Origin of the sequence: Microbispora sp. GKU 823, assembly GCF_002027145.1 — a bacterium.
Lineage (GTDB): Bacteria > Actinomycetota > Actinomycetes > Streptosporangiales > Streptosporangiaceae > Microbispora > Microbispora siamensis.
The window spans coordinates 42,356-58,359 of the sequence record NZ_MWJN01000055.1; the positions used below are offsets into that span (position 1 = coordinate 42,356).

Annotated in this window: 12 protein-coding genes and 1 pseudogene; 8 read left to right on the top strand and 5 right to left on the bottom strand. The window is 70.2% G+C overall.

Annotated elements, in window-relative coordinates; genetic code table 11:
- Nucleotides 1-9: 9 nt before the first annotated feature.
- The 4 genes from B1L11_RS26240 to B1L11_RS26255 form a co-directional block, all read right to left on the bottom strand.
- A complete protein-coding gene (locus B1L11_RS26240) occupies nucleotides 10-1,566 on the bottom strand; it encodes a glycosyl hydrolase family 18 protein (protein ID WP_079317059.1) in 1,557 nt (518 codons plus the stop codon).
- 634 nt (nucleotides 1,567-2,200) lie between these two features.
- Nucleotides 2,201-3,691 (bottom strand): non-reducing end alpha-L-arabinofuranosidase family hydrolase, encoded by a 1,491-nt coding sequence (locus tag B1L11_RS26245; RefSeq protein WP_079317061.1) that lies wholly within the window; start codon nucleotides 3,689-3,691, stop codon nucleotides 2,201-2,203.
- Between the two features lie 851 nt (nucleotides 3,692-4,542).
- Nucleotides 4,543-5,520, bottom strand: a complete 978-nt coding sequence (locus B1L11_RS26250; RefSeq protein ID WP_079317063.1) for an L-threonylcarbamoyladenylate synthase — start codon at nucleotides 5,518-5,520, stop codon at nucleotides 4,543-4,545.
- A 109-nt stretch (nucleotides 5,521-5,629) separates the two neighbouring features.
- The gene (locus B1L11_RS26255) at nucleotides 5,630-5,812 is read right to left on the bottom strand and encodes a hypothetical protein (protein WP_079317065.1); all 183 of its coding nucleotides are present in this window, start codon (nucleotides 5,810-5,812) and stop codon (nucleotides 5,630-5,632) included.
- Between the two features lie 390 nt (nucleotides 5,813-6,202).
- Here B1L11_RS26255 and B1L11_RS26260 point away from each other — a divergent pair, with 390 nt between their 5' ends.
- The 6 genes from B1L11_RS26260 to B1L11_RS26285 all read left to right on the top strand — a co-directional run bounded on the left by B1L11_RS26260 (nucleotide 6,203) and on the right by B1L11_RS26285 (nucleotide 12,082).
- Entirely contained in the window at nucleotides 6,203-6,874 is a 672-nt protein-coding gene (locus tag B1L11_RS26260) for a hypothetical protein (RefSeq protein WP_143737562.1), read from the top strand.
- Nucleotides 6,790-8,601 (top strand): fibronectin type III domain-containing protein, encoded by a 1,812-nt coding sequence (locus B1L11_RS26265; protein ID WP_079317069.1) that lies wholly within the window; start codon nucleotides 6,790-6,792, stop codon nucleotides 8,599-8,601. Before B1L11_RS26260 ends, B1L11_RS26265 begins: the two co-directional genes overlap by 85 nt.
- Before the next feature lie 17 nt (nucleotides 8,602-8,618).
- Complete coding sequence (locus B1L11_RS26270) at nucleotides 8,619-8,870, top strand: hypothetical protein (RefSeq protein WP_079317071.1); 252 nt, start codon at nucleotides 8,619-8,621, stop codon at nucleotides 8,868-8,870.
- A gap of 109 nt (nucleotides 8,871-8,979) precedes the next feature.
- Nucleotides 8,980-10,293 (top strand): alpha-galactosidase, encoded by a 1,314-nt coding sequence (gene melA / locus B1L11_RS26275; protein WP_079317073.1) that lies wholly within the window; start codon nucleotides 8,980-8,982, stop codon nucleotides 10,291-10,293.
- Nucleotides 10,290-11,111, top strand: a complete 822-nt coding sequence (locus tag B1L11_RS26280; RefSeq protein WP_079317075.1) for a DeoR/GlpR family DNA-binding transcription regulator — start codon at nucleotides 10,290-10,292, stop codon at nucleotides 11,109-11,111. Before melA ends, B1L11_RS26280 begins: the two co-directional genes overlap by 4 nt.
- Before the next feature lie 212 nt (nucleotides 11,112-11,323).
- Nucleotides 11,324-12,082 carry an AfsR/SARP family transcriptional regulator gene (locus B1L11_RS26285; protein WP_079317077.1) on the top strand — a complete coding sequence of 253 codons (759 nt, stop codon included), beginning with the start codon at nucleotides 11,324-11,326 and terminating at the stop codon, nucleotides 12,080-12,082.
- A gap of 103 nt (nucleotides 12,083-12,185) precedes the next feature.
- On the opposite strand, the gene B1L11_RS26290 is transcribed toward B1L11_RS26285, so the two are convergent.
- Complete coding sequence (locus B1L11_RS26290; RefSeq protein ID WP_079317079.1) at nucleotides 12,186-13,616, bottom strand: MFS transporter; 1,431 nt, start codon at nucleotides 13,614-13,616, stop codon at nucleotides 12,186-12,188.
- 140 nt (nucleotides 13,617-13,756) lie between these two features.
- On the opposite strand from B1L11_RS26290, the gene B1L11_RS26295 reads away from it, so the two are divergent.
- Both B1L11_RS26295 and B1L11_RS55175 read left to right on the top strand, forming a co-directional pair.
- Nucleotides 13,757-14,341, top strand: a complete 585-nt coding sequence (locus B1L11_RS26295; protein WP_079317081.1) for a TetR/AcrR family transcriptional regulator — start codon at nucleotides 13,757-13,759, stop codon at nucleotides 14,339-14,341.
- A 235-nt stretch (nucleotides 14,342-14,576) separates the two neighbouring features.
- A pseudogene (locus tag B1L11_RS55175) lies at nucleotides 14,577-14,975 on the top strand (ATP-binding protein); the annotation flags it as partial.
- Between the last annotated feature and the right edge of the window lie 1,029 nt (nucleotides 14,976-16,004).

Genomic DNA, 16,004 nt, shown 5'->3' on the forward strand with positions numbered 1-16,004 from the left:
CGGTCCGCTCTAACGGCCCTGGAGCGACCTGGCGTTGTCGCCGAAGGTCCAGCCCTTCGACCCGTCCCAGTTGATGGACCAGGTCATCAGACCCTTGAGCTGGCCGTTGAAGCTGTTCCAGCTCTGGCTCACCAGGGACGGCGCCATGTAGCCGCCTCCGGCGCCGGGCTGGGCGGGCAGGCCGGGGACCTGCTTGTCGTACGGGACCCTGATCGTGGTGCCCTGGATGACCAGGCCCTTGTCCAGGCAGGTGGTCTGGGCGACGAATCCCTGGACCGTCCCGGCGGAGTAGGAGTCACCCGAGCAGCCGTACATGCTTCCGTTGTAGTACTGCATGTTCAGCCACCACAGGCGGCCGTTGTCCACGTACTTCTTGATGATCGGCAGGTAGGCGCCCCAGATCGAGCCGTAGGTGACGCTGCCTCCGGTGACGTACGCCGTCTCGGGGGCCATGGTCAGGCCGAAGTTGGACGGCATCTGGGCGAGCACGCCGTCGATGATGCGGATGAGGTTGGACTGGGAGGCGGACAGCTGGTTGATGTTCCCGCTGCCGCTGAGGCCGGTCTCGATGTCGATGTCGATGCCGTCGAAGTTGTACTTCTTCAGGATCGGCACGATGGTCTCGACGAAGCGGTCGGCGACGGTGCTGGAGCTGAGGTCGATGCCGGCGGTGGCTCCGCCGATGGACATCAGGATCGTCGCGCCGTCGGCCTTGGCCTGGCACATCTCGGCCGGCGTGGAGACCTTGACCGTGCTGTCCATGCCGTCTTCCCACAGGACCGTGCCATCCGAGCGGATGACCGGGAACGCCGCGTTGATCACGTTGTAGCCGTGCTGGCGGATGCGGGCGTCGTTGATCGGCGTCCAGCCGAACGGCGGGTGCACGCCGTTGGACGAGCCGTCCCAGTTCTCCCAGTACCCCTGGACGACCTTGCCGGCCGGCCGCCCCTTCACCGGGCACGTCGTGTCGCCGGGCGACGGCGAGGGCGAGGGGGAAGACGACGGAGACGGAGACGGCGACGGCGAGGGGGAAGACGACGGAGAGGGTGACGCGGACGGCGACGGAGACGGCGACGGTCCGCCGGGACCGTCGAAGCTGATGTCGTCGGCGTAGTAGGTGCCCTGGCCGTACCAGCCGTGCAGGTAGACCACCGCGCTCGTCTGTCCGGCACCGGTGGTGAAGGACACGCGCAGTTGCGTGTAGGCGGACGGCGACGAGGTCCAGGTGGACGATCCGCCGTTCACGCCGAAGTACACGTAGCTTCCGCGGACCCATGCGCTCAGTGTGTAGGCGGTGTTCGGCTTCACGGACACGGTCTGGGTGCACTGTGCGTTGTCCGAGCCGCTGGCCGCGCCGGCCAGCGCCTTGCCGCCGGTGTGGACCGGGGAGCTGACCACCGATCCCAGGCCGCCGGTGCAGGACCACGGGGAAAGGCTGCCGGTCTCGAAGTCGGAGTTCACGAGCAGATTGGCCGCGTTGGCCGATGTCTGCGTGAGGACGGCGCCCGCGGCCGCCAGCAGCAGCGATGCTGCCAGCGTCAGCAGGCGGGGTGTGCGCTTTCGCATGAAGGTCTCCTGAACCAGGAGTGATCGGAGCCAAGGCGCCGATCGCAGGGGGTGATGGCGCGCCGGCGACCTCACCGGTGGGCCGGTTCACCAGCGAGCCACTGGACAGTACGGATCCGTGGGTCCCATGGTCGGGACCCACGCTCTCACTGTCAAGGTTGTTTACAGATAACTCGCTCACCAGCGAGGATTCCCGCACGACCAGGGGATCGAGCGAGATCGAAGGCTTGGTCACCCCTCGCGCCAGAGGTCCGCCGGCCCGGCCCTGGTCGTCTCCGTCGCGGGTCAAGGGAAGCCGGGTTGCGGGTCGCCGAGGGCGTCCGTCCCTTGGATGTGCACCGGCACGATCTACTCGGCGGAGTCCTTTACGAATACGAAAACGCCGCCCGAATGGCACGGACGGCGCTTCCGGCACCCGCGAGTGCCGCGCCCGTTTGAGCGGGATTACGACCTGCGCCGCGATCGCCGAGGCGAACTCCCTCGCTCGGACAGCAGGAGGATCTGGGCTCTCTACATGACTGCGGCGGGCTCGGCCTTGCGCCGAGCCCGCCGCTCCGGCTCGATTCGGTCCTGGTCGCGCTCGCTGACAGGGCTCACAGGTCAGGAACGCCCGAGCCGGACCCGCGTCATGCCGTCAGCGCTGCAGTGTCAGCAGACCCGGCCGGTAGGGCAGGAGTCCGTAGTCACCGCCGGAGCTGGGGCTACGGCCCTGGTAGAGCAGCTGCAGGTTGCAAGGGTCGACGGTCTTGGTCTGATCGGGGTTGCTGCGGACCAGGTCACCGTGGCTGATGTCGTTGGTCCAGGTGGCGCCGCTGTTGGCCTTGCCGGCGAAGGGATTGCTCTCGGTCGCGGCATTCGGGGTCCACGTCCCGTCCAGGCTGTTGGCCGTGAACGAGCGGAAGTAGCGGCCCTGCGAGCCGATCGCCTCGACGAGCATGAGGTACTTGTTCTGGCCCTGGAGCTTGTAGACCTCGACCGCCTCGAACAGGTTGTTCGTCGAGTCGCTCATGACCGTCGTGTAGTTCGAGCCGAAGCTGCCCGGGAAGTTCCCGATGGGCATGCTCTGCCGGTAGATCTTGCCGTTGTCGCCGGCGAAGAACAGGTACATGTTCTGGCCGTCACCGATCAGCGTCTGGTCGATCGGCCCGGTGCCCGAGCCGGAGATGCTCGCGGTGGACAGCGTCTGCTGCGCCCCCCAGCCATTGGGGTTGGTGGGGTCGGTCGAGGTCCGGTAGGAGAAGGCGGTCCCGCCCCACTGGTAGGCCAGCACCCAGATGTTCTTGGGCGCGAAGTAGAACAAGGTGGGCGCGACGGTGGAGAAGTTCATCTTGGTCTGGGTGGCCGAGGCCATGTCGGACCAGTTCGTGAACGGGCTGAAGGCCATCGAACCCCAGGACGATCCGGTGTCGTGCGTCGTCGCGTAGACGATGTGCTTGCCGTTGTAGACGACGTTGGTGAAGTCCTTGAGCGAGACCCACCCCGACTTCGGAGTCGCCAGCGCGCCCGTCGACGTCCAGCGGTACGTCGACGGCAGACTGCACGTACCGGTCGGCGTCACCGACGGGGACGGAGACGGAGTCGGGGAGGGAGACGGGGAACGCGTCGGCGACACGCTGGGCGACTGCGTCGGGGAGGGGCTGGGCGTGCCCGGGCTGCCGGTGCAGGCCACACCGTTCAGAGAGAACGAGGTGGGCACCGGGGTGGAGCCGTTCGAGGAACCGTTGAACCCGAAGTTGACGCTGCCTCCGGAGGGAATGGAGGCGTTGTAGGAGACGTTGGAGGCGGTCACCGACGCGCCGGACTGGGTGTGGGTGGCGTTCCAGATCTGCGTGATCTGCTCGCCGGCGCCGAACGACCAGGTCAGCCGCCAGCCGTCGACCGCGTCACCGAGGTTGTTGATGGTGACGCTGGCGTTGAAGCCGCCCGGCCAGCTCGAACTGACGGTGTAGTCGACCCGGCAGGCGACGGCGGCCTGGGCGGGCTGTGTGGCCACCAGGCCGCCGGCTGCGGCCAGCAGCACCGGGATGGAGCCGATCACGAGGCCGCGGCGCGAGGCCCGCCGGGGCGGCGCCGCGGTCGTGCCGGCGGAGGGGCGCGGTGACCGCGCTCGCCAGGGCAGACGCATCTGTGTTCTCCTCATCATCATGTCCGGCCGCCGTCAGGGGCTGTGCGGGTAGCGGTCGGGGTGGCCGCGGTGCCGTTCGCGGTGAACCCGAAAGTCGTGGAGCCGCCGACGGCGACGGAGCCGTTGCAGGAAAAGCGGACACGCGGGGGTCACCCGCGCGATCGACGCCGCGCTCCGTGATCGGGGAACGCACACCACCAGGGCGTCGCGAACGGCGGTCCTCACCGCGCACCACCACATGGCAGGAGGAGGCCGCCTCTGGGACAGAGTTTGGGAAACCACGCCGAAATGTGTCAAGCCCCGTAAGAAAGTTTCAGAGCCGTCGCGGCGGAGACCTCCGATAACGCCTGATGAGCCGCACGCCCGTCCGCCGCCCCTCAGGGGTGCGAGGCGCGACCCTTGACATCGCCTCTTGGTCTTGTATTGGCTCCGACCTGTCACCACGGCCATCTGACAGAGAAGGAATCGCGCCAGGAAATTGTTAGCGCTAACAGCCGACCCGTGGCCACCACCCGGCGGCATGGTGCGGGCGGTCCGGCGGACAGACACCACGTCCCTGGAGCCGCTCTCTCGGAGAATCACCGATGAGGAGGTTCACGACGCCAAAGACGAACGTTACGGACGGTCGCCTTCGTCGCGTCGATCATCACCAGCGCAGCCGCGGGCCGTCCGGTGCCCGCGCGCGGACAACGTGCCTGGTACCCGGCCCCACGCCGGCGGCGTACGGTCGCGGGGCGCGCCCCGCATGGCCCGCGGAGCCGGTCGCGCTCCCTACCGCGTCCTCGCGCCGGTTCGGCCCTTGCCGCGGACCGCGAGGGGCGCCACAAGCACAGTGACGAGGGCGTTGCCGGTTACGCGGAGGGCCGGGGCCCCGCGGCGCGGCGGAGCCGGTTGGCGATCGCCAATCCCAGCCCCTCCTCCACCGGCAAGGACGCGACGATGAGGTCGCACCCCCGCTGGTCGAGCTCGCGCAGGAACCCGTACAGCCCGCGCGCGTAGGCGGCCATCGAACCGGGGACCGCCAGCACGGCGTGCGCCTTCACCGGAGCGTCGGCGAAGGAAGGAGGAAGAAGGACACCCACCTGGTGACCTAGCTCCTGCGCGAACTCCGCTTCGGCGACGACCTTCTCGGGCTCGACGAGGACAACCCGCGCACGCGGCGCGTAGTGTGACGGATGCTGGCCAGGCACCCGAATGCGGCTCGTCGCGGGGACCGCAAGCGGGAATCCCAACACCGCTTCGAGGTCCTCGCGCGTCACCCCACCGGGCCGAAGAACACTCGGGATCTCACCCGTGGCGTCCACGATGGTCGACTCGACGCCGACCTCGCAGGGGCCGCCGTCCAGCACGAAGTCGACGGCGTCACCGAGCTCCGTACGGACGTGGTTCGCCGTCGTGGGGCTGACCGAGCCGAAGCGGTTGGCGGACGGGGCCGCGACGCCTCCGCCGAAGGCCGACAGCAGCGCGAGCGCGACGGGGTGATCGGGCACCCGTACGGCCACCGTCTCCAGGCCACCGGTCGTTTCGAGGGGCACGCGGGGACCGCGTCGCAGGACCAGCGTGAGCGGCCCCGGCCAGAACCGTTCGGCCAGCAGGCGCGCCGTCTCGGGCACGTCCTCGACCCAGTCGCCGAGGTGCTGCGCGCCGGCGATGTGGACGATCAGGGGGTGGGAGGGCGGGCGCCCCTTGACCTGGAAGACGCGTGCGACGGCGGCGGGGTTCTCGGCGTCGGCGCCAAGACCGTAGACGGTTTCGGTCGGGAAGGCCACGAGGCCTCCGGCGCGCAGCACACCGGCCGCGTTCTCGATGTCACTGGTTCTTGCCGTCACCCTCGCAATCCTCTCACTGTTCCGCTCTCCGCATGTCGTGGTCTCGTCGGCGCATGACGGCCGGGCCAAGGCCGCAGGCACCGGGTGAGCACCCGGCGCACGAAATCCGTCACAGCTTAGAACCGTGTACGCGGTGGTGGCCCACAGGACCAGGCGGGCCGAGGCGGGTCCGTGGCGTAGCCGTGCACGGCGGCCTGTCGACGCCGCGCACCGCCTCCCGCTCGCCGTATCGCTTGGTCAGCCCCCGCGCCTCCAGGACGATCTCGTCCCGGATCGGCGTGTGCTCGGTCATGGCCCTTCCGGTTCTCTTCCGAACGCCCGGAGGCGTTGGCGAACATGATCGAGACAGCGCTCGTCTCGGCGACCCCCGATGCCCCCGAAATCGCAAGGCCTCACCTTGTGATTCATCGTCACTCGCTTACGAAAGCTTGTCAATGTACAAGCCAAGGCGGTGATGGAGGCTACGCGAGCCGCGGCACGCCGTTCATCATCGGCCCGATCACCGCCTGCCAGCCGGGGAAGAACCGGATCCGGCTCGCATTCCCACGAACGTAACAAGGTTTCCGTATCGCAGGAAAGACCCTTGTGATATGGCAAGTGTTCTGGTCTCATGTGGATCGCCGGGCGGAGGCCCTTCGGGCACCCCCCAACGCCTGTGCCGTCCTTTCCCCGGAGGGGATACATGAGACGCAGACTCTCGACGCTTCTGCTCACGATGACAGCCGTGCTGCTCGCCGCGACCAGCGCCATTGCCGCGGCGGGCCCGCCACCCCGCCCGCCCGCCGGTCCGGGTCCGGACCCGAGCCTCGCCACCCACACCTACACGTACGCCGACGCGCCGGTCGGCCAGCCCCTCAAAGGCTTCGCCCCCTACCTCTTCCCGGGTGACAACTACACCGCCAAGTTCCCGGGCGGCCTGATGTGGAGTTACTTCGCGCTCAACGAGGTGATGAAGGACCCCTCGGACTGCTCGGCCTTCGACTGGAGCGTGTTCGACAGGGCGCTGGACGAGGCCGCGGTGTGGGGCCGCCAGCTCGCCTTCCGGTTCTACGTGGAGTATCCCGGCGGCTCCGGGACGCATCCCGGCAACGGCATCCCGCCCTGCCTCGCCGGCAAGGCGGCGCTGCGCACCAACGGTCAGTGGGGCACGGTCAGCCCGGACTACGACGATCCTGACGTGATCAGCGCGTTCACCGGCTTCATCAACGCCTTCGCCGACCGGTACGACCACGCCGCGCCGGCGGCACCGCCGACCCGCGGATCGGCTTCATGTCCCTGGGCTTGGTCGGGCTCTGGGGCGAGTGGCACACCTGGCCGTACGACCGGGACACCTCGGACGGCTACCCGGACCTGATGCCCACCGACGCCACGATCGCCACGATCATCCACGCCTACGACGCGGCCTTCGACAACATCCAGCTCGAGGTGCGGTACCCGCTGGCCGGGGCGGAGACGCCGGGCATCGGCTTCCACGACGACTCCTGGCCCTACCGCGAGTGGCGGGGCGGCCGGCTCAAGAGCATGACGCTGCCGGTGTCGATGGGCGGCTGGGACGACGCGTTCACCCAGCTCCTGCTGAACCGGAACCTGGAGAACCGGTGGACCACCCAGTCGATCGGCGGCGAGGCCCGGCCGGAGATCCAGGGCACCCTGTACGCCAACTGGCCGGACGGCGGCGGGCAGGTGGACGACGTGCTGGCCGCCACCGAGCTCACCCACATCACCTGGATGATCAACCAGACCGGCGCGAGCGGCTACAGCCCGGCCGACCCGAAGGTCGCGGCCGGTGTCCGCAAGATGGGCTACAACCTGCACATCCCACAGGCCCAGTTCAACCCCACTGCGTCCGGCCCGTTCCGGGTCGGCGTGACCGTGCAGAACGACGGCGTGGCTCCCTTCTACTACCCGTGGACCGTCGTCCTCGGGCTGAAGGACGGCTCGGGCGCCGTGGTGAAGACCTGGGACACCGACTGGGACCTGCGCACGGTCCAGCCGCTGCGGATCCGTGCGTTCCCGGACTGGAACCTGCCCGGCGCCCCCGCCCAGATCGATTTCGGGCGGCCGGTGAACTTCTCCGCCGACCTCAGCACCGCGGGAGTCCCGGCCGGCACCTACAGCCTGGTGCTGAAGGTCCGCAACCCGCTCGAGGCGGTCACCCCCGACGTGCTGCGGTCCCGCCCGGCGGCGTCCCGGCTCACCGACTGGGTGATCGACCAGCACAGGCCGCCGTACCCGCTGTCGTTCGCCAACGCCGAGCAGAGCACCGACGGGTGGATGAACCTGGGCACGCTGTCCACCTCGGGCACCTGCCCCGGCGACTGCGCCGCGCCCAGCACCCCCGGCGGCCTGACGGTCACCGGTGTGACCGACACCAGCGTCTCGCTGTCCTGGTCGGCGGCGACGGACACCGGCGGCAGCGGGCTGCGCGGTTACGACGTCTACCGGGATGGCACGAAGATCACCTCAAGCCCGGTAACCGGCACCTCGTACACCGACACCGGGCGTACGGCCGGGCAGACGTACCGGTACGCGGTGCGGGCGGTGGACAACGCGGGCAACGCCTCCGGCCTGTCGGCGAGCGTGCCCGCGACCACCACCGGATGCGCCGGGGACTGCTCGGCGCCGACGGCGCCGACCTTGACGAGCACCGGCAAGACGGACACCAGCGTGTCGCTGTCCTGGAGCGGGGCCACCGACAACGTCGGGGTCACCGGGTACGAGGTGTTCCGCGACGGCGCGCTCGTCGGCTCCCCGGCGGGCACCACGTTCACCGACACCGGGCTCACCCCGTCCACCGCGTACGCCTACACCGTCAAGGCCCGGGACGCGGCCGGCAACCGGTCGGCGCCCGGCAACACCGTGACGGTCACCACCGACCCGCCCGCGCCGGCCACCGGCCTGGTGCTGGACGACTTCGACGGCTCGCCCGCCTACCCGTCGGCGCCCAGAACGACCTGGGCAAGTGGACCGGCGGCAACTGCTTCCTGGACGGCGGAGGATCCGGCACCATCACATCCGGCGCGCTGCAACTGCGCTACAACAACTGCGGCTGGTTCGGCAGCGACGTCGGAACCGACCTGACCACCAAGACCCACCTGGTGATCCGGATCAAGGGCGCCAACGGCGGCGAACAAAACCACTTCAACCTCAGCCTCGGCGGCACCACCAAGCTGTTCGCCGAATACACCCTCGACGGCGGCACACACCCCCAGATCACCACCTCCTACCAGAACATCCGCATCCCGATGGCCCCCAACGGCATCAACCGCACCAACCCCGGCCAGCTCGCCATGGGCTTCTGGTACGGCGGCAACTCCACCATCACCATCGACGAGATCCACTTCGAGTAAGCCGTCACCGGTCCGGGAGCCCGGCTCCCGGACCGGCGACCGACCTCGCACCGGCTCCTGATGAAGTGACGCTTTCCAAACGATAAGCTCCTTCTTCCAGGAGGTTCGAATGGCAAAGGTGGCCTTCGTCGGCGCGGGGAACGTCGAACTGACCCGCAAGATCCTCTCCGACCTGATGTCCAGCCCCGAGCTCGCGGGCAGCCTGCGGGTGGCACTGCACGACATCGATCACGACCGCCTGGCCACCGCCGAGACGCTGTCCCGCCGCCTGAACGCCGAAACGGGCGCGGGCGCGGTGATCGAGACCAGCGCCGACCGTGAGGCGGCGCTGGCCGGCGCCGACTTCGTGATCTGTCAGATCGACGTGGGCGGGTACGACGCGGCGCTGGCGGACTTCGAAATCCCCCACCGGTACGGCGTGCGCCAGACCGTCGGCGACACGCTCGGCCTCGGCGGCATCTTCCGTGGGCTGCGCGCCATCCCCATACTGCTCGGCCTGGCCCGCGACATGGTTCGGCTCTGCTCGCAGGCCTGGCTGCTCAACTACACCGACCCGCTGGCCACGCTGTGCGGGGCCGTGCTCGCGGGCACGCCGCTGCGCCGGGTGGCCGGGCTGTGCCACTCGGTCCGGGACACCCACGCGCTGCTCGCCGATCTGATCGGCCGCGAACTCGGCGAAATCGACTTTCTCACCGCCGGGCTGAACCACCAGGCGTTCGTGCTCCGTTTCGAAAGCGGCGGCCGATCCCTCTACGACGACCTCGACCTCGTGATGGCCGACGACCCCGAGCTGCGCGGGCACGCCCGCGCAGAGATCTACCGGCGGTTCGGCTACTTCCCGACCGAGTCCAGCGAGCACGCGGCCGAGTACGTGCCCTGGTTCCTGCCGCACGAGAAGGAGGTGCTCCGGCTGAACCCGCCGCTCAACGAGGGCCTGCGGCGCCGGGTCCGCAAGCTCGACGCCTATGAGCGTCTGCGCGGCACGCTGGCCGCCGGGGAGCCGGTGCTGGCCCGGTGGAAGCACTTCGAAATGGCCTCCGAGGTGATCCACTCGATGCTCACCGGCACGCCGCGCGAGGTGCAGCTCACCCTGCCCAACGACGGGCTGATCGACAACCTGCCGCCCGGCGCCTGTGTGGAGGTGCCGGCCCTGGTGGACGGCGCGGGAATCCACCCGAAGCCGGTCGGCGCGCTGCCCGTTCAGCTCGCGGCGCTCAACCGGACGTTTCTGAACGTGGTGGAATTGACCACGGCAGCGGTTCTGGAGGAGCGACGATCTGCGGTGTACCAGGCGGCCATGCTCGACCCCAACACCTCGGCGACCCTCACACTGGCGGACATCGAGGCGGTGTGCGACGACCTCATCCGGGCTCACGCGACGTACCTGCCCGCCGGCATCACGGACGACGAGGCGGGCCGATGAAGGACGCGGTGCCCCCGGCGTCCCCCGCCACCGACGCCGGGGCCACGCTACGGCGCGACCGCATCGTGGCGCTGGTGCTGGAGCACGAGTTCGTCCGGGTCACCGACCTGGCCGAGATCTTCGGCGTGTCCAGCGTCACGATCCGCGCTGACCTGGAACTCCTCGACCGTCAGGGCGCGCTCCGCCGGGTCCGCGGCGGTGCGATGCACGTCAAAGCCGCGCCGCCGCCAGACGAGCCGTCGTACGAGGCCGCGCTGGGCAGCTCGGCGATCGAGAAGGCTCAGCTCGCCCGGCACGCCGCCGCGCTGGTGACCGACGGCGAGAGCGTCATCATCGACGCCGGCACCACCACCACGTTCCTGGCCCGCGCGCTGGTGGCCCGCAGCGACCTTTCCGATGTCGTGATCTTCACCAACAGTCTGCGGGTGGCTGCGGAGCTGGAGCCGGCCATTCCCCGGTTCTCCGTTCTGGTCACCGGCGGAACGTTGCGTCCGGCCACGCACGCGCTGGTGGACCCGCTGGGCGCACCCATGCTGGAGCGCATCCACGCCGACACGGTGTTCCTCGGCTGCCACGGCGTGCACCTGGAATCCGGTGTCACCGGCGCGAACCTGCTGGAGGCCGAGCTGAAACGGCGTATGATCAACGCCTCGCAGCGCCGGATCGTCCTGGCGGACTCCACGAAACTGGACCGGGTCGGGCTGGCGCCGATCTGTGAGCTGTCCGAAGTGAACCTCCTCATCAGCGACGCCGACGCGCCGCCCGGCTTCGTGAGCGCCGTCCGAGAGCGAGGCGTCGGCGTCGAGCTGGCGAAATGACGGCCCGCGCCGCCCCTCGGCGGCGGAGCCGTTGACCGTCCGGTTCGCCGCACCCGGCACGGCCGCCCTCCTCGCGCAATACGCACCCCGAAATGCGTGCCGTACGCACTTCCGCTGATGTCAGGGACGTGAGCGATCGCGAGAATCGTCGTCATCGCGGTGATATGCGCCGATTCCAGGAGCACCTCAGGCAGCCGTGCGCGGGGAGACGAATGAGATACGAATTGCTCGGGCCACTACGCGTGGTGGACGAGGAGACGCACACGATCAGCGCGCCCAAGGTCGAGACGCTGCTGGCCGCGCTGCTGATCCGGGCGAACCAGCCGGTGTCGACCGACGAGCTGCTCGACGAGCTGTGGGGCAACGAGCCCCCGAAGCGCGCTCGCGCCGCCCTGCACGTGTACATCTCGCATCTGCGCAAGAACTACGTACAGCCCGCGGTGGACGGGGCCGCCATCCGGACGCACGCCCAGGGCTACCTGCTGGAGACGGACCGCGCATCGGTTGACGTGTTCCGCCTGCAGTGTCTGCACGCCGCGGGCCGGGACGAGGCGGACCGCGACCCGGAGCGGGCGCTGGAGTCCTTCGCCGCCGCCGCTGCCCTGTTCCGCGGGCCCGTGCTCGCCGGGATCGACAACGGGCTCATCGTCGGAACGTTCGCCCGCTGGGCCGAGGAGGTCCGGCTGGAGTGCCTGGAGGCGATCGCGATGTGCTCGCTGCGGCTCGGGCGGCACCGCGAGGTGATCGGCGATCTGTCGCGGTGGGTCGAGCAGTACCCGTTGAACGAGAACCTGCGCGAGCAGCTCATGCTGGCGCTCTACCGCTCCGGGCGGCGGGCCGAGGCGCTGGAGGTCTTCCAGTCGGCCCGGCAGGTGCTGCGGGAGGAGCTGGGGCTCGACCCCCGCGTGACAATGCGCCGGCTCCAGTACGCGATCCTCTCCGCCGACGCGGATCTCGCCATCGCCGGATGAGCCGTGGTCCACGGCACGGATACGACGCGGAGAAACGACACGAGGGGCGAGCCGGCTGCGGACGGCTCGCCCCTCGCCATGGGGCGCGGGAGGGACGGCCCCTTCAGCCCCCGGCGGCGGGTGTGGCCCCCCGCGCGCCGGGGCGATACCAGAAGACCAGCGCGACGAGCAGGGCGATCACCAGGGCGCCGCAGGCCCAGAGGAACACCGACGAGATGGTCCCGGCGAGACCACCCGTGCCCTGCGAGAGCGGGATCAGCATCGCGGCCAGGCCGAGCGAGCCGCCGATCGTGAGCGCCGTCTGCAGCACCCCCGCGGCGACCCCGGCGTACTCCTGCGGCGCGGTGGTCAGGACGATCATGTTGAAGGGGATGATCGCCACGCCGACGCCGAGCCCCATGACGATGAGGGCGGGGAGCACGCCGCCGGCGTAGGTGCTGCCGCCGTCGAGACGGGTCAGCCAGGCCACCCCGGCCAGCACCACGAGCAGGCCGACGACGGCACGCGTCTTGAGACCGATCGTGGCGATGTACTTGGTGAGGATCTGGGTGCTGACGAGCAGCGCCAGGCCGAAGGGCAGGATGGCCAAGCCGCTCTGCAGCGCGTTGAGGTGCAGCACGCCCTGGAGGTACTGGACCAGGTAGATCAGGAAGCTCGTGAGCACGGCCGCGAGCAGCAGCAGGGCGAGGAAGGCGCCGGCCCGCTCGCGGCCGGAGAAGAGGGCCAGGGGCAGCAGCGGCTCGGCGGCCCGCCGGTCCACCAGCAGGAGAACCACGGCCAGCACGACCGCGGCGCCGAGGGCGGTCAGCGTCCAGCGGTCGCCCCAGCCCTTCTCCGCGGCGTGGACGAGGCCGTACACGGCGGCGGCGAGGGTGGCGGTGCTGAGCAGCGCGCTCGGCAGGCCGAGCGGGCGGGACCGGGTCGCCTCGTCCCGCAGGCCGAGGGCCCGGGCGGCGACCGCGATGATGACCAGGCCGATGGGCACGTTCACCAGCAGGCTCCAGCGCCAGTCCCCCGCCCACGTGAGCACGCCGCCGAGGACCATGCCGGCGGAGGCGCCGAGTCCGGTCACCGTGGAGTAGAGGCCGAAGGCCCGCTGCTGCCGTTCCCCCTGGAAGACGATCGCCAGCAGCGCCAGCCCGGTGGGACCGGCGATCGCCGCGCCGGCGCCCTGCAGGACCCGGCCCGCGAGCAGCACCTCCACGTTCGGCGCGAGCCCGGCGACCAGCGACGCCACCACGACCAGCCCGATCCCGGAGAGGAAGACCTTGCGGTGCCCGAGCACGTCGCCTAGGCGGCCGGCGAACAGCAGGAGGCCGCCGAAGGCGAGGAAGAAGCCGTTCGGCACCCACGATCCCCCGGCCACCGACAGGTGGAGGTCGGACTGGAGGGTCGGGAGCGCGACGTTCACGATCGTGCCGTCGAGCTGGAGCATGAACTCCGCCCCGACGATCGCCGCGAGCACGAGGGCCCAGGCGCGGTCGGCCCGCGGCACGCCGGCCGAGACGTCGCCGGAGACGCTTTCGGTGGTCATGGAACCTCCACGGTCCGCTGACAGGGGGAATCAGGGTGAGGCGACCTCAGGTTAGTGGGCACATTTATACTGAGGTCGTCTCAGGTTAAGTGAGAGGATTTAACCTGAGGCAACCTCAGGATGTCAAGCGGGAGGTACCGGTGGACGGCAAGCCCTACATCGCCCAGCGCCCCAAGCGGGCCGACGGCCGGCGCAACTACGACGCGATCCTGGCCGCGGCCCGCAAGGCGTTCGAGAGCGCCGGGGCCGACGCCTCCCTGGAGGACATCGCGAGCCAGGCCGGCGTGGCGATCGGCACGCTGTACCGGCACTTTCCCACGCGGGCCTCGCTCGTGGAGGCCGCGACCCGGGACGGCCTGGAGAACCTGGTCGCCCACGCGGAGCGGCTGACCGCCGGGCCCGACCCGCTCGGCGCGCTGGTCGCCTGGATGCGTGAGGCGGTGGTCCACTTCAGCACCTTCCGCGGCCTGGTGGGCATCCTCGCGCAGAGCATGTACGACGAGGGCACGCCCTCCCACACGATGTGCAGCGCGATGCACCGCAGCGGCGCGGACCTGCTGCGCGCCGCCCAGGCGGCCGGCAGGGTGCGGCCCGACCTGACCCCCGACGAGCTGTTCGACCTCCTCAGCGGCGCCGCCTGGGTGCGCGAGCAGGCGACCCCCGACCGGGACGGCAGCGCCCGCTTCCTCGAACTGGTGCTGGAGGGCATCACCACACGGGACTGACTCTCCGCACAATCGCACCAGCCCTTCGTGAGACGTACGTCACAAAACCAACTAAGCAGCTAGGTAATGTAGAGTAAAAGGACATCCCGTCCCGCACAGCCGGATCGACGAAGACCGGCGCCCGAACCTCCGCCCTCTGCTCCCACGGGAAGTTTCGGCCCAGATGCGAGAAAGGAGCGCAATTAGGGCCGTAAAGCTCTTTTCGGTCACCAAATGCCTGGGGTCGTCACAGAAGATGAGCGTGTACGAAGACAGACTGACCGACACCGCGTCGACCAGGGTGGTGCGCACGGCCGAGTTCGACCTGCTGCGGTCCCTGACCCAGGAGCCCGGCTCCGAGGGGCGTCTCATCGCCGTCCTCGGGGAGCCGGGGTCCGGCAAGACCCACCTGTTGTCGGCGCTCGTCCGGGAGCGGCAGTGGACCGCCCTGCCCGCCACCGTCTACCGATGCTCCTCGGGCGACCGGGAGCGGGCGATGAACGCCATCAGGAAGCTGCTGTGGCGGGCGCGCCGGGCCGGCGAACGCGAGGAGGGCGACCGGCCCGTGATCGGCCTCGCCCGCCGGCGCCACCGGCCCGACCGCGAGCTCGTGGTCATCGAGGACGCCCACCTCGCCGACGACCAGACGATCGGCGAACTGGTGGGCATCGCCGGGGGCGACCCCGCGCCGCTGGTCGACGTGGTCGTCTCACTGCGCCCCCGCCAGACCCCCGACCGCCTGGCCGAGGCGGTGTCCGTCACCGCGGCCTTCGGACGCACCGTGCGGATCGAACTGGGGCCGCTCGACGACGAGCAGATGCTCGCCATGTCGCCCGTCCCCGCGCCGTACGAGCTTCGCCACCGCAGCGGCGGCAACCCGTTCAACCTCCGGGCACTGCAGGCGCTGGAGCACAGCGCCCGCTCGGGCGGCGACGGCGCGCTCGCGCCGTACGAGTTCGCCGTGATGAGCGAGGTGCGCGACCTGGCGCTCGCCGAGCGGTACGCGCTGCACGCCGCGGCGATCCTGCGCTCGCGGTTCGACGCGGACCTGCTTGCCGAGGTCGCCGAACTCGACCCGCTGGTGGCCTCCGCCGCGCTGCGCCGCCTCGTCCGCCGGGACCTGGTGCGGGTGGAGCCCATCGGGACGCTCTTCTCGATCAGGGACGAGGTCTTCGGCACGCTGCTGCGCCAGATGATCGACCCCTGCTGGGCCGCGCTGGCCCACCAGCGGGCGCTGCACCGGCTGTCCGCCCGCGGGCAGGCCGGCACCCAGATCGGCTTCCACCTGGTCAGCTCCCTGTCGCGGGCCCGGGCGAGCGAGCTGGCCCAGATCGTGGACGCGTCCCAGGAGATCATGGAGACCGACGTCAGCGAGTGCGTCTCCTGGCTCACGCCGGTGCTCGGCGAGGCGCCTGCCTCGACCGAGATCGGAGCGCGGGCCCGGCTGGCGCTCAGCACGGCCTTCGGCCGCCTGGGACGGATGGCCGAGAGCCGCGACCTGCTGTTCGTGGTGCACGAGTCGGGCGCGGCCGTGGACCCGGCGGCGCTGGCGGAGCAGGTCGCGTTCGTCTCGGTGGTCGAGGGCGTGCTCAGCCAGGACGTGCAGACATCTGGGAGTCGCGCGGCCAGCGCAGCCTGTTCGGCCCCCGCGGGGTCTCCGGGCTGGTCAACGTCGAGATCACCC

Excerpts from the sequence above, each read along its gene's own strand:
- B1L11_RS26280 (WP_079317075.1), top strand. The coding sequence starts at position 10,290 with ATGAAGGACGCGGTGCCCCCGGCGTCCCCCGCCACCGACGCCGGGGCC.
- B1L11_RS26285 (WP_079317077.1), top strand. The coding sequence starts at position 11,324 with ATGAGATACGAATTGCTCGGGCCACTACGCGTGGTGGACGAGGAGACG.
- B1L11_RS26265 (WP_079317069.1), top strand. The coding sequence starts at position 6,790 with ATGTCCCTGGGCTTGGTCGGGCTCTGGGGCGAGTGGCACACCTGGCCG.
- B1L11_RS26255 (WP_079317065.1), bottom strand. The coding sequence starts at position 5,812 with ATGACCGAGCACACGCCGATCCGGGACGAGATCGTCCTGGAGGCGCGG.
- B1L11_RS26245 (WP_079317061.1), bottom strand. The coding sequence starts at position 3,691 with ATGCGTCTGCCCTGGCGAGCGCGGTCACCGCGCCCCTCCGCCGGCACG.
- B1L11_RS26260 (WP_143737562.1), top strand. The coding sequence starts at position 6,203 with ATGAGACGCAGACTCTCGACGCTTCTGCTCACGATGACAGCCGTGCTG.
- melA (WP_079317073.1), top strand. The coding sequence starts at position 8,980 with ATGGCAAAGGTGGCCTTCGTCGGCGCGGGGAACGTCGAACTGACCCGC.
- B1L11_RS26240 (WP_079317059.1), bottom strand. The coding sequence starts at position 1,566 with ATGCGAAAGCGCACACCCCGCCTGCTGACGCTGGCAGCATCGCTGCTG.
- B1L11_RS26290 (WP_079317079.1), bottom strand. The coding sequence starts at position 13,616 with ATGACCACCGAAAGCGTCTCCGGCGACGTCTCGGCCGGCGTGCCGCGG.